The sequence below is a fragment of the Polynucleobacter sp. SHI8 genome (assembly GCF_027944005.1).
In the GTDB taxonomy this organism is placed as follows: domain Bacteria; phylum Pseudomonadota; class Gammaproteobacteria; order Burkholderiales; family Burkholderiaceae; genus Polynucleobacter.
Map to the genome: position 1 here is coordinate 1,001,388 of NZ_AP027204.1, position 12,917 is coordinate 1,014,304.

General features: G+C 47.2%; 11 protein-coding genes and 1 tRNA gene. 6 read left to right on the top strand and 6 right to left on the bottom strand.

Features of this window, described 5'->3' with window-relative positions; genetic code table 11:
* Positions 1-77 precede the first annotated feature (77 nt).
* Positions 78-1,010: an ABC transporter substrate-binding protein gene (locus QMN06_RS05095; RefSeq protein WP_281971456.1), complete on the top strand. Its 933-nt coding sequence runs from the start codon at positions 78-80 to the stop codon at positions 1,008-1,010.
* On the top strand, positions 1,007-4,333 hold the full coding sequence (locus tag QMN06_RS05100) for an ATP-binding protein (protein WP_281971457.1): 3,327 nt from the start codon (positions 1,007-1,009) through the stop codon (positions 4,331-4,333). Before QMN06_RS05095 ends, QMN06_RS05100 begins: the two co-directional genes overlap by 4 nt.
* Positions 4,334-4,375: 42 nt before the next feature.
* Here the strand turns inward: QMN06_RS05100 and QMN06_RS05105 are convergent.
* A tRNA-Leu gene (locus QMN06_RS05105) sits at positions 4,376-4,462 on the bottom strand.
* A gap of 49 nt (positions 4,463-4,511) precedes the next feature.
* Positions 4,512-5,045: a hypothetical protein gene (locus QMN06_RS05110; RefSeq protein WP_281971458.1), complete on the bottom strand. Its 534-nt coding sequence runs from the start codon at positions 5,043-5,045 to the stop codon at positions 4,512-4,514.
* Positions 5,046-5,217: 172 nt separating this feature from the next.
* Here QMN06_RS05110 and QMN06_RS05115 point away from each other — a divergent pair, with 172 nt between their 5' ends.
* Positions 5,218-5,907 carry a hypothetical protein gene (locus QMN06_RS05115; RefSeq protein ID WP_281971459.1) on the top strand — a complete coding sequence of 230 codons (690 nt, stop codon included), beginning with the start codon at positions 5,218-5,220 and terminating at the stop codon, positions 5,905-5,907.
* On the opposite strand, the gene QMN06_RS05120 is transcribed toward QMN06_RS05115, so the two are convergent.
* The gene (locus tag QMN06_RS05120; protein ID WP_281971460.1) at positions 5,904-6,335 is read right to left on the bottom strand and encodes a putative toxin-antitoxin system toxin component, PIN family; all 432 of its coding nucleotides are present in this window, start codon (positions 6,333-6,335) and stop codon (positions 5,904-5,906) included. The two genes, QMN06_RS05115 and QMN06_RS05120, sit on opposite strands and share 4 nt — an antisense overlap.
* Positions 6,336-6,400: 65 nt before the next feature.
* On the opposite strand from QMN06_RS05120, the gene rnr reads away from it, so the two are divergent.
* Together rnr and rlmB are read left to right on the top strand one after the other, a co-directional pair.
* Positions 6,401-8,755 (top strand): ribonuclease R, encoded by a 2,355-nt coding sequence (rnr, locus tag QMN06_RS05125; RefSeq protein WP_281971461.1) that lies wholly within the window; start codon positions 6,401-6,403, stop codon positions 8,753-8,755.
* Positions 8,755-9,504: a 23S rRNA (guanosine(2251)-2'-O)-methyltransferase RlmB gene (gene rlmB / locus QMN06_RS05130; protein ID WP_281971462.1), complete on the top strand. Its 750-nt coding sequence runs from the start codon at positions 8,755-8,757 to the stop codon at positions 9,502-9,504. The genes rnr and rlmB overlap by 1 nt, the downstream gene beginning before the upstream one ends.
* Here the strand turns inward: rlmB and tal are convergent, their stop codons facing one another.
* Positions 9,505-10,449 (bottom strand): transaldolase, encoded by a 945-nt coding sequence (tal, locus tag QMN06_RS05135; protein WP_281971463.1) that lies wholly within the window; start codon positions 10,447-10,449, stop codon positions 9,505-9,507.
* Positions 10,450-10,531: 82 nt separating this feature from the next.
* On the opposite strand from tal, the gene rpiA reads away from it, so the two are divergent.
* Entirely contained in the window at positions 10,532-11,227 is a 696-nt protein-coding gene (gene rpiA / locus QMN06_RS05140; RefSeq protein ID WP_281971726.1) for a ribose-5-phosphate isomerase RpiA, read from the top strand.
* Here rpiA and QMN06_RS05145 read toward each other — a convergent pair.
* The gene (locus QMN06_RS05145) at positions 11,221-11,499 is read right to left on the bottom strand and encodes an oxidative damage protection protein (RefSeq protein ID WP_281971464.1); all 279 of its coding nucleotides are present in this window, start codon (positions 11,497-11,499) and stop codon (positions 11,221-11,223) included. The two genes, rpiA and QMN06_RS05145, sit on opposite strands and share 7 nt — an antisense overlap.
* A 41-nt stretch (positions 11,500-11,540) precedes the next feature.
* A complete protein-coding gene (gene argA, locus QMN06_RS05150) occupies positions 11,541-12,905 on the bottom strand; it encodes an amino-acid N-acetyltransferase (RefSeq protein ID WP_281971465.1) in 1,365 nt (454 codons plus the stop codon).
* Between the last annotated feature and the right edge of the window lie 12 nt (positions 12,906-12,917).

The window sequence follows — 12,917 nt, forward strand, 5'->3', positions numbered from 1 at the left end:
CACATGTGCACTGATACCTTGGGTTTGATTAAATCGTCATAGGCACCAATATTTCGCACGCTTCTTGTTTGATTGATATGTTGAAAGGCCTCACGCGGTTGAATTTAGTTTCCATATATGGTATTTTGAAAAAAAAAAGGCACACCACCATACATTCATGTCCTGACAATAAAGAGGGGATTCTGTCCAGCATGCGTATTTCAATTCAACTCGGTGCCCTAGCGCTGGTAATGGGAGTTTTTACAGCAAGTGCTCAGGCACAATCTAGCGCAGCGACAGCCAGAAGCCCGCACCTTGAGCGCATTAAGACGAGCGCTACTCTTCGAGTGTGTATATGGCCCGATTACTATGGCATCTCGTTTCGTAATCCCAAGAATGGGGAGTTGTCGGGTATCGACGTAACGCTATCGGAACAGTTTGCTCGCGAACTCGGTGTCAAGCCAGTCTATATTGATACCACCTTCGCAACTTTCACGGATGAGCTGCTTGCGGACCGCTGCGACATTGCGATGTTCGGCGTCGGCATCCTGCCGGCGCGTGCCGCCCTCGTGAAGTTCTCCCAACCCTATCTGCGTAGCGACATTTACGCGGTGACGACTAAGAGTCATCCCTCGCTCAAGACCTGGGACGACATTGACAAGCCCGGTCGCGTGGTTGCGGTTCAGACCGGCACCTTCATGGAACCGGTGATGAAAGCCAGCCTCAAGCAAGCCGAATTGATGTTAGTGAAGTTACCTAATACCCGCGAGCGCGAGGTGCAGTCCGGGCGTGCCGATGTCTTTATGACTGACTTTCCCTACAGCCGCCGAGTACTCGATAACGCCGACTGGGCTCGGGTGATTCCTCCGGATCGTCCGATTAGCCCGGTGTCTTATGCCTATGCAGTAGCCCCTGGAGATGATGCTTGGCTTGCGCGCATCGATAAGTTCGTGGCTGACATCAAGCGCGATGGGCGGCTGTTAAATGCCGCCAAGGCCTTTAAGCTGGATCCGATCATCATCACCCAATGAGCATTTCTGACCGTTTACCCACGGAATACAACATCCGCTTCGAGCGGATGATCGTGGTGGCCGGCATCCTGTTCGCCCTCCTGATTATTGGCGCCACGATTACTCACGGCCTGCAACTGCGCGAAGAGATGCGTGGTGAGGCGCAGGGGCAAGTAAAGACCGTGACACGGATTTTGACGCAAGAGGTTAACCGCAGCCTGATGCGAACCCGCGGCCTGCTGGAACAAATCGAAAACATGTCCAGTGGCCTCAAGACGCTTGCATCGGTTGATTACATTGCCAGGCTTGAGGCGATGACCCGCCAGCATTTCCTGCTTCGTGAAGTAGCAATCGTCGATCGCGACGGCCGCATCATCGCTTCATCAAACCCACGCAGCATCGATGTTGATGTCTCGGGCTATGACTTTGCAACAGCTGAGGCACGCCAGCGACTGTTCATTGGGCAACCCAAGGCGGGTCGCAGCTTCACGCGCAATTCCCAGAGGCAAGAAGGTTCGGATCAAGCGGTTGACGGCTTCATCACCTTGTCGCGTCCCCTAGGCGGTAATCTTTCGGGCCTGCTTGCGGTGGCAGTTATCGGGGCTGATAGCCTGATCAGTGATCTGCGCTTCATGGCGTCGATGGAATCGAATGTGCTGACCCTCTATCGCTATGATGGAAAGTTGCTGGCTACAAGCCAAGGTGTAGTCGCTCCGGATAAGGCATCTCATCCGATTTTCAGGGACTTTTTGCCGAACCGAGAAACTGGCAACTTTACAGATACCACCCGCGAAGGTACTAGTTGGTTGGCTTATTTTGCTACCACGTCCGACTTCCCCGTTGTGGTCGAAGTCAAGTTGCCCCAAGAAGAGGTTGCGGCACGCTGGCGAACCGAGATGATCACGCCGCTGTCGATTATGGTTGCGACACTGGTGGCATTGTTCGTTTTCACACGAGCCGCTCAGTGGGCCGTGCGGCAACGTGCCACCATGCAGGAAGAGTCCACGAGCCAGGCACAGCGCCTGCGTAATATTCTCGATTCGGCGGCTGACGCAATCGTCACGGTGGATGTCGGCAGCATCGTGCACGAATACAACCGAGCGGCCGAACAGTTGTTTCGCATTCCGTCCAATGAAGCGATTGGCCGCCATGCTTCTATGCTCCTTGCACCGGAGGAGTCCACAGGTTATCAGGCACTCGTTGACTACTTCTTGCGCACTGGTTCGGCCCCGGTCTTTGCAGATGGTCGAAAAATCAAGACCAGGCGCCGTGATGGTACCCAGATGATCCTGTCCTATGCCATCAGCGAAGTCACCATCAAGGACGAGCGGCTGCTGACCTGCATCTTTCGAGATGAGACCGAGGAACAGCAGGCCAATGATCGATTCAGAACACTGTTTCAGCGCTCAGGCCAGCCGACTCTGCTTTTTGCAGAGGGCAAGCTTCTCGATTGCAATCAGGCAGCTGTCAAACTGTTCGGCGCCGAGGTCAAGGGAGCTTTACTCGGTCTGCGGATCGAGGATCTGGCAGTCAAGGAAATGAACGGTTTGCAACTGGTGAATGAATTCCGCAATGTCCGCAAAATCGCAAGCGAACTCGGCGCCTGTCGCATGAACTGGGCAGCACGTGCGCTCGACGGCCGTGAAATCCCCCTCGAAATCATGATGACGCCAATCTATCTGGACAATGCTGAAGCTATGTTATTTACTTGTTCAGATATCACCGAGCAGCAACGCTACGAGGATGGCTTGCGTCAGGCGCGCGATGCCGCCGACGCCGCCGCAAAAGCCAAGGCAGGCTTTCTTGCCGTCATGAGTCATGAACTACGCACGCCGATGACTGGCATCCTCGGCATGATTGAGTTGCTGGCTGATGCCAACCTGCCGGCAGAGCAGCACCGCCTGGTTGGAGTCCTCGGTAATTCGGCCGATGCACTGATGTTGGTACTCAACGATATTCTAGATTTTTCGAAGATTGAAGCCGGTCGCCTCGAACTCGAACAAATCGACTTCGATCCTGCGCAAATTGTCAACGAAGTGTTGGAGGGGTTCTCACTTGTAGCGCGTCAGCGTCATAACATCCTTCGTGCGGAGTGGGGCAACAATAGGTTGCCGATGCTGCATGGGGATCCGGCGCGGGTCAAGCAGGTACTCTTTAATTTAGTCGGCAATGCAGTCAAGTTTACTGAAGGTGGTTCGATTGTTATCCATCTGGCGGCTCAGCTACCGCAGGCTGACGGACGAGTGGCGCTGCGCATTGAGGTCCGTGACACCGGCATCGGTATCGACCCCGAGGTGCAGAAGACTCTCTTTCAGCCCTTTCAGCAGGCTGATACCTCGACCACACGCCGCTTTGGTGGAACCGGTTTGGGTCTTGCGATCTGCCGGCATTTGGTCGACGCGATGCATGGCCAGATCAGCGTTGAAAGTGAAGTCGGAAAGGGCTCGGTCTTTGTTGTCGAACTCACCCTTGCCCAGGCCAAGGGCTTGGCAGTGACAAAGCCTGCGCGCATGTCGTCTGATGCTAGTCCGAGGTTGCGTAGCTTGCGCATCCTCGTGGCTGAAGACAACGCAACGAATCGCCTGCTAATCGAGTCCCGCCTGCGCCGCGCTGGTCATATACCGGAGATGGTTGATGATGGGCAACAGGCGCTTGCCGCAGCATCGACTGGAGATTTCGACCTGATCCTGATGGATATGCAGATGCCAGTGCTCGACGGCATGGGAGCCACCCGTGCGATCCGTGCGTTACCCGATGCCAAACGCAACCGAATTCCGATCATTGCCCTTACGGCCGATGCTCTGCCGGAGTTACGCGATTCTTATATGGCTAGTGGCCTTGACGACTATCAGACTAAACCGATTGACTGGGCTGCGCTCTATGCAACCATCCTGCGTCATCTGCCTTGGGCGTCAGTCGATGCCCCAGCAGCCCAGGCAAACTCTGAAGTGGCCTTGGTCGAGGCGGATGGCGTGGAGGGCGGTGAGGTCCCAAAACATTCCGCCCCGATAGATGCTGAGCCCATCAGCCGTATGCGCGAAGAATTCGGAATCGACCTCTGGACGGAGGCTGTTAACATCTATTGGACACAAAGCGATTCCCTTTTGGCAACCTGCCGTGCTGCGGTCGTTGCGCAGGATATGGCGGCTCGACGTAGTGCTGCGCACAGCCTTAAGGGTTCGTCGGCAAGTCTAGGATTTAATTCGGTGGCGTCGCTGGCAGGGGATTTCGAGCGATGCGAGCAAAGTGTTGCAGCAGCCGTGTTGGAACAGCTTGAAACAGCCTATTCGCAAACTCGTACACAGTGGTCGATGACGGTAAGCGACGCAAACTCACAGACCTAAGCCTTATTTTTTTAAGGCTCAGAACGTCGTAATTACTAGGTTTGGTGCCCAAGAAGAGACTCGAACTCTTATGACTTTTACATCGCCAGCACCTGAAGCTGGTGCGTCTACCAATTTCGCCACCTGGGCCCGAAAACATCAGGCAAGGGAGAGATTGTATCTCAACTTGTACGGTTTTTTAAGCTTTTGTCGACAAAATATTGCCAACTGGGCTATTACCTGACATGGATTGTTTGAAGCTATTTAAAAACTGATTGAGAGACTGGTCTCCACCAGGAATACCCATGGCACCAAATAATTGATTGGCACTTTGTTCGAGTTGTTTTAAATCAGTTGAAGAAGTGGCTGAACTCGATTTACCCACTTGGTCGATTAAGTTTTGTAAACCACGCTCTAAAGGATCGCTTCCAATAAATGTATTCTTAGATGCGCCGCCAGATGACTTAGGCTGATTATCTTGCGACTGAATTGCACTTAATAAGCTGTCGATGAAGCTCGGCATGGAATCGCCCGAGTCTTTCGCAGGTTTAGTGGCGGGGGTATTTGGCAATGTCGATAAAGACTGCAGAATCGATTGCATCATCTTGCTTGGATTGGCGTTGGAATCTACCTCTGGAATATTGGCATCCGCTGAACCGATGGAATTCAAGACAGTGGAGACACCCTTGATTGAAGAAACGGGGTTCAATAAGCTAGCAATAGCTGGAATCATGACAAAACGCTCCATATAAGATATATAACCACTGTATCGAAGTTTTGGCTTCTCAAAAGACGAAACAATAGCCAAAAATGGCACTAATTAATTTTTTTCATCTAAACCCTTAAGTTCTAAAGTTTCGTGTCGTAAAAGACATATAAGGAAAAATCTTGACTGGAGAAATATCATGATCCTACAAAATCCAATGCAAGTAGCAACATCTACGATACAGAATACGTACGGCGCTATTTTAAGCACTGCGAATAAGACCGCACCTACAGCTCCCACCAATGCGGTGAGTGATTATGCAGTCCAACCTAGTGCAAGTAGCCCAGTTTTGTCTGCTTTCTTTCAGACTTTAAGCCAAATTGATCAAAAAAATCAAAATAACGCGGGTAGTTCTGCAACTACTGCAGCACAGACTCAAGGTACAGCTGCAGATGCGAACTCAATTTTGCCTTCTATTGCGGATTCAAGTAATGCACTACAAGCCTTTACTTACTCGTTGTTTCAAAATTTACAAAATGGTAATGTGCAACCCAATCCTTATTCTAAGAGTGTGGGACTTGGGCCCTTACCATCTGTGACGCCTGGTCCAAATAATACGTACTTAAATAATTTACCAGCACGTTTAAATACATTGTCTTCAACGCTCAAAAGCGCTAATCCCGCCGGTGGTGCAAATACCTTCGAAGGTTTACAAGCGGCTTATCAGTCTTTACTCAACTCGATGGGTGCCAATGCTAAAAGCGCGAACGTAGATAGTACGAATAGTTCTTCATTAGCTTCTTTTTTACAGCAAATGAGTCAAAACCTACAGTCACAAAATGTGACAACGATTGATACTAAGGGGTCTTTCCTTGATACAAAAGCTTAAAACGTTTTCTGCACAGACTTTTCAGGTAGATACTGTTTTACGGTTTGGACCTGAAATTTTTGTAATTTTTTCTGCAGTATTAGCAGGTCTTTGTCTTTTGTAATAAGCGTACAAGGCGCTACTTCTACCGCTAATTCAACGAAAATCTGATCATCCTGATCGCGGCACTTGATGCCTGAGTTGTTTTTTTCTGGTGCTTGCCAGGTTAAAACGTGCTGATAACTTGACCGAATCCCATGGATTTCTTCGACCGATTGGTCAAATGGCTTTCTCATTAATACTTCTGCAAATTCTTCCCAGATCAGTTCACAGGTAAATGCTTGAACTTGTTCAGTTTTTAGGCATTCATACAAGTACGTGACACTATTATCTTTGAAGTAAAAAAGGTCAAGTAGTATATTGGTGTCTAGAACAACTCTGGGTTTCATGACTGTCTTTTTAAATGAGTTAAATTAGAGATATTCAAAAAATCGAACAAATTAAGAATTCATCCATGATAAAACCACAAGCCGCGTTACACGAAAAAAAAGAAGATCGTATTGGAACAGTACAAGGTCACCGCGATGGCTTTGGATTTGTGATCCCGGATGATGGTCAGCTGGATATTTTTCTCTCCGAACGAGAGATGACTAGGGTCATGCATGGTGATCGGGTATTGGTGAAGATACTGGGTACTGATCGCAGGGGCAGGCCAGAGGGGCAAATTACAGAAGTATTAGAGCGCGCAACACGCCATGTGATTGGTCGTTTACTCAATGAAAACGGAGTACTCATCGTCGCTCCCGAAGACAAACGTATTTCCCATGACATTTTGATCCCCCCCAAAGGACATCTTAATGCCAAACTTGGACAGGTTGTGAGTTGTGAGATTATTGATTATCCCGATAGTTATCGCCAAGCGGTAGGTCGTGTAGTTGAAGTCTTAGGTGAGATTGATGATCCTGGGATGGAGATTGAGATTGCCGTACGTAAATACGGCGTGCCTCATGAGTTCTCACAAGCCAGCGCCAAAGAAGCAGCAGCCTTAGCGGATGAAGTACGTGAAGAAGACTTGGAAGGTCGTGTTGATCTAAGAGATATTCCACTGGTCACCATTGATGGCGAAGATGCTAGAGATTTTGATGATGCCGTATATTGTGAGCCCATGACCTTTAAGGGGGCTAAAGCTTGGCGTTTGATTGTGGCGATTGCGGACGTTTCTCATTACGTTAAACCTGGGCATCCACTTGATTCAGATGCGATTCGTCGAGGCACTTCGGTGTACTTCCCAAGACGAGTCATACCGATGTTGCCGGAAAAAATCTCCAATGGCTTATGTTCATTAAAGCCAGGAGTGGATCGTTTATGTATGGTGTGTGATGCGATTATTGATCACAAAGGGATTGTGCAAGCGTATCAGTTTTATCCCGGCTTAATGCATTCTGTACAACGATTTACCTACAATATTGTTTGGGAAATCATCAGTAATACCAATGGTCCTGAGGCCGCACGCTTTGCCAAACAAAAGCCTTTATTACAAAACCTCTATAAATTGTTTCAAGTCTTAAAAGGTTCACGTGAGAAACGTGGTGCGATTGATTTTGATACGACTGAAACACAAATCATTAGTAATGAATTTGGCAAGATTGAACGTATTGAACCCAGAATCCGGAATGATGCGCACCGCTTAATTGAAGAATGTATGTTGGTGGCCAACGTGTGTGCCGCGAACTTCATTGGTGCAAAAAATCATACCTCCTTATTCCGTGTGCACGGTGAGCCAACGATTGAAAAAGTCAATGCTTTGCGAGATGTGTTGCGCTCAGCAGGTTTAACCCTTGAAGGTGGTAATAAGCCCCATCCGATGGATTATGCCAAATTAATACAACTGATTAAAAATCGTCCCGATGCCAGCATGTTGCAAACTGTGATACTAAGATCTATGCAACAGGCCGTATATCAACCGGAGAACCTAGGGCATTTTGGTCTTTCCTATCCAGCATATACACACTTTACGAGCCCGATTCGACGTTATCCCGATTTATTAGTGCACCGTGTCATCAAGGCGATTTTGGCGAAAAAACACTATAAGCCACAGATTCCGGAAGATGTTCCCCTGAATTTAACTATGCCAAAAAATGGGCCAGGACGCGTCAATGCGGCCTTAGTCAAAAAGAATTTAGCTGATGAGCAAGCGCAACCGTCAGCACCTGCACCACGTGGACGGAAAAAGCCAGCGATGGATACCATTGATATGGCCTCTTGGGCACAGTTAGGCGTGCACTGTTCTGCCAACGAACGGCGTGCAGATGAGGCTTCTCGAGATGTGGAGTCATGGCTTAAGTGTTACTTTATGCGCGATCGCCTTGGTCAAGAATTTGCTGGCACGATTACAGGTGCGACCACCTTTGGTTTATTTGTGCAACTAGAAACCTTGTTTGTGGAAGGCTTGATCCATGTCTCTGAATTAGGTGGCGATTATTATCAGTATGATGAAGCCCGTCAAGAGTTACGCGGTGAGCGAACTGGGATTCGTTATCGACTCGGTGACCGCGTCCATGTCTTAGTCAGTCGTGTTGATTTAGATGCGCGTAAGATTGAATTTAGCTTGGTTAAAAATACCTTTGAGCGAAATCGTTTTGCCTCTCCCATTACGATGGATGATATGGGCAAGCCTAAAAAGCGAGCTGCATCGAAACAAAGTCGACCGCCTGAAAAAGCGCCACAGGTAGGCAGAACTACAGCCTCGAAAAAGACAGGGGCATCAAGAGCCGGGCATAAGCCTAAAGCTAAGAGTAATGCCAAGCGCACACAAGTAGCAGAAAAAACTTCGGCAAGTTCGCGCTCTAAATCTAGAGGCCGTCATTAATGGAACAACAAATCTTAGTGGGATTTCATGCGGTGATTGCGCGGATCAGACAAGCGCCTGATAGTTTAAAAACCGTCTATTACGATGTCTCACGCCGTGATCGGCGCATGAAAGAGTTTATTGAAATCACCCAACAAACGATTGGCCGTAAAGTTCATCAAGCGGATTCTGAGAGACTGCGCCAACTCGCCGGTCATGATCGTCATCAAGGCGTTGTTGCGTTTGCTGAACCTGCCTCGTTGGCGCGTAACGTTGCAGAGTTGTTGGATAGTATTGGCGATAAAAAACCCTTACTTTTGATTCTCGATGGTGTGACAGATCCCCATAATTTAGGGGCGTGTTTACGCGTGGCGGATGGTGCAGGTGCAGATGCCATTATCGTGCCCAAGGATCGTTCTGCACAACTCAATACCACCGTGAGTAAAGTTGCCAGCGGCGCAGCGGAGACGATGCCATTTGTGGCGGTGACGAATTTAGCTCGGTCGATGCGCGAGCTTCAAGAAGCGGGTGTGTGGTTAATTGGCACCACTGATGATGCTGAAAAAACCCTCTATGACGTTGATTTAACCGGACCAGTGGCGATTGTCATGGGCGCGGAAGGGGAAGGTATGCGCCGCTTGACTAAAGAGACCTGTGATGAACTCGTGAGTATTCCGATGTTTGGTGGCGTGGAAAGTTTAAACGTCTCCGTTGCTAGCGGTGTATGTTTGTATGAAGCTGCTCGTCAGCGAATTCAAAAAACCAAATAATTAGTTTTCTAAAAGTTCTGCTAGAAGATCAATATCAGTTTTAAAGTTACGGATTCCTTCGGCTAATTTTTCCGTAGCCATAGGATCATCGTTCATGAGTTGCCGAAAGGCTTTTTCATCCACCATGATGCGCTCAAAGCGCATATTTTTAGCTGCTAAAAAACTGAGTTTGGGTTTAATTTCCCCCTCGGATTTTTGTAATTGGTCCAACAGTTCAGGACTGACCGTCAATAAATCACAACCGGCAAGAGCGGTAATCTGATCAATATTTCTAAAACTAGCACCCATGATTTCGGTTCTGAAATCATGGTGTTTCAGATAGTTATAGATGTTCGAAACCGATTTCACACCGGGGTCGTTGATACCGGACATGCTTGCATCATCCCACTGATCACCTAAGGATTTTTTATACCAGTCAGTAATTCTGCCTACAAAAGGAGAGATTAAAGTGACCTTTGACTCAGCGCAGGCAAGAGCTTGCGGCAAATTAAATACTAGCGTTAAGTTGCAATGAATACCCTCGGTTTCTAAAATCTTCGCCGATTGAATCCCTTCCCATGTTGCCGCGATTTTAATCAGTACGCGATCTTTATCAATCCCATTGGCTTTATAAAGATCAATGATTTTTCTTGCGCGACTGACTGAGTCCTCAATATCAAAAGATAATTCAGCATCAATTTCGGTGGAGACTCTACCAGGAATGATTTTTAAGATTTCCATACCAAATCGCACCAAGAGATGATCCATCTTATCGGCGGTAGATAAGTCGGCATGCTGCGCTTTGACCTCTGCAATCAAATGTTGATAAGACGGCAATTTCGCAGCACGTAAAATCAGAGTTGGATTGGTCGTTGCATCTTTTGGTTGATAAGCATGCAGACGTTCAAAGTCGCCTGTATCGGCGACCATGAATGTATGTTTTTTCATTTGTTCTAATAAATTCATATAGATGATTTTATACAGTAAAGCTGTTTTGTGCCGATGAAAGTCGGTAAAATAATTTGATATTTATATGAAGGAATCAATGATGCACCAAGATGAACAAAAAGCCTTAGTTGCCAAAGAAGCCGTGTCATTGATTTTGAAAGAAATTTCAGCAGGTGAAATCCTCGGAATAGGAACCGGATCAACCGTAAATTTATTAATTGATGCCTTAGCTCCTCACGCAAACCATTTTAAAGGAGTGGTTTCTTCCTCCGAGGCCAGTACTGCAAGATTACAAGGACATGGATTTCATGTATTAGATGCCAATGAAGTCAGTGGCTTAGTGGCTTATGTCGATGGTGCAGATGAGATTAATCCAGATGGTCAAATGATCAAAGGTGGCGGTGGGGCACTTACCCGTGAAAAAATCGTGGCCTCGATGTCCAAGCGGTTTATTTGTATTTGTGATTCTAGTAAGCAAGTGGCCATTTTAGGGAAGTTTCCCTTACCAATCGAGGTAATACCATTGGCCAGTGGACATATTCAGCGCCTGTTGGAACAGCGCTTTGGCGGGCAAGTGCAATTACGTCATAGTAAAACCCAAGCCTCGGAGATCTTTGTTACCGACAATGGCGGATGGATTTTAGATGTGAGTGGTTTAACGCTTGCCCATCCCAAAGAATTGGAGATCGAACTGAATCAAATCCCCGGTGTGATTTGCAATGGAATTTTTGCACTAAACCCTGCAAATACCTTGATTGTCAGTAGCTCTGCAGGGGTAAAAAGGATTGATTATTGAGCGCTAGGAGGAGGTACGTATCCAGTTGCTGTATCAGCACCTTCACCGAAAAAGAATTTTTCAGTTTGTTTTAACAAATATTGTCTTGCACGCGCATCGGCCATATTGAGGCGGTTTTCATTAATCAACATTGTTTGTTGCTTGAGCCAATCTGCCCAGGCTTCTTTAGAAACTTGTTGCCAGATTTTTTTTCCTAGTTCGCCAGGTACTGGAGCAAATTCTAGACCTTCAGCTTCTTTATTTAATTTAATACATTGAACGGTACGTGCCATAAAAATTCCTGTGAATGAAGATAAATAAGATGATTAAAGTATTATAGATTTTTAATCAGAACCATGGATTTACGATCCCAGTTGTAGTGAGATTTACGTTCCTTGGGTAATTCCTCAACCGAGCGTTTGACAAAGCCACGTTTTAAGAACCAGTGCTCCGTTCTTGTAGTCAGAACAAAAAGTTTTTTAATGCCTAAATCTTTCGCCCGCGCCTCGATCCGTTTCAATAAACGCTCACCGTCGCCAACCCCTTGAGTATCCGGATCAACCGCAAGACAGGCTAGTTCTGCCATGCCATGGGAGAAAGGGAATAGTGCAGCACAACCGAAAATGACATGATCATGTTCAATGACGGAGAAATTAGAAATATCGCGCTCAATCACTGATCTGCCACGAGGGGCTAAAACACCTTCTTCCTCTAAAGGAGAAATGATTTGTAAAATACCACCCACATCATCCATATTGGCTTCACGTAAGTTTTCGATATCAGAAGCAACAATCATGGTGCCCACACCATCATGTGTAAATAATTCTTCTAAAACTGCGCCATCGCGGTTGTGTGGCAGGATGTGCACACGATTTACGCCCAGTTTGACGGCTTTACCTGCAGTAACAAGTAATGAGCGTAATTCGCCTGGAGGTAAACCTTCATCACCCACCAGTTTTGAGAGTTCAGGCAGGGCGATTTCTGCAATTGGCAAGCCCTCAGCATCTAACAGTCGGTCCACACTAGACAAGAAAATCAATTTATCGGCTTTAAGAGCAGTGGCTGTGGAACATGCCACATCTTCGTATGCGAGATTAAATGCTTGACCAGTAGGGGAGAATCCTAAAGGAGATAAAAGTACAATCTTATTGTGTTCTAGTGACATATTGATGGACTCAGCATCCACCTTACGCACCAAACCCGTATGCATAAAATCCACACCATCCACAATACCAACCGGCCGTGCAGTAATAAAGTTACCAGAAATCACAGAAATACGTGACCCTGCCATCGGTGTGTTTGGTAATCCTTGGCTAAAGCAAGCCTCGATATCTAAACGCAATTCACCCACGGCTTCTTTTACACATTCCATGGTAGCAGCATCCGTTATCCGGTAGCCTAGCATCTGTCCCTGACCGTATTTGGCATCAATTGAGTGCAGAGCCAATTGTTCCTGAATTTGCGGACGAGAACCATGGACGAGCACGATGTTCATGCCCATTGCGTGAAGCATCGCAATATCTTCCACGAGATTTTCTAATTCACTATCGGTGGCAAGTTCACCAGCAAAAGCGATGACAAATGTTTTGCCATGAAAGGAATGAATATAGGGAGCAACCGTTCTTAACCAACTGACAAATGGAAAAGTATCAGAGTTATTGCTCTCGTTTAATTGGTTTTCGGATGATTTTGTCGACATAAGCGAAAATTA

Bases quoted from the DNA above. Each gene is read 5' to 3' on its own strand.
- rlmB (WP_281971462.1), top strand. From the start codon at position 8,755: ATGGAACAACAAATCTTAGTGGGATTTCATGCGGTGATTGCGCGGATC.
- tal (WP_281971463.1), bottom strand. From the start codon at position 10,449: ATGAATTTATTAGAACAAATGAAAAAACATACATTCATGGTCGCCGAT.
- QMN06_RS05100 (WP_281971457.1), top strand. From the start codon at position 1,007: ATGAGCATTTCTGACCGTTTACCCACGGAATACAACATCCGCTTCGAG.
- QMN06_RS05120 (WP_281971460.1), bottom strand. From the start codon at position 6,335: ATGAAACCCAGAGTTGTTCTAGACACCAATATACTACTTGACCTTTTT.
- rnr (WP_281971461.1), top strand. From the start codon at position 6,401: ATGATAAAACCACAAGCCGCGTTACACGAAAAAAAAGAAGATCGTATT.
- argA (WP_281971465.1), bottom strand. From the start codon at position 12,905: ATGTCGACAAAATCATCCGAAAACCAATTAAACGAGAGCAATAACTCT.
- QMN06_RS05115 (WP_281971459.1), top strand. From the start codon at position 5,218: ATGATCCTACAAAATCCAATGCAAGTAGCAACATCTACGATACAGAAT.
- QMN06_RS05095 (WP_281971456.1), top strand. From the start codon at position 78: ATGTTGAAAGGCCTCACGCGGTTGAATTTAGTTTCCATATATGGTATT.
- rpiA (WP_281971726.1), top strand. From the start codon at position 10,532: ATGCACCAAGATGAACAAAAAGCCTTAGTTGCCAAAGAAGCCGTGTCA.
- QMN06_RS05110 (WP_281971458.1), bottom strand. From the start codon at position 5,045: ATGATTCCAGCTATTGCTAGCTTATTGAACCCCGTTTCTTCAATCAAG.
- QMN06_RS05145 (WP_281971464.1), bottom strand. From the start codon at position 11,499: ATGGCACGTACCGTTCAATGTATTAAATTAAATAAAGAAGCTGAAGGT.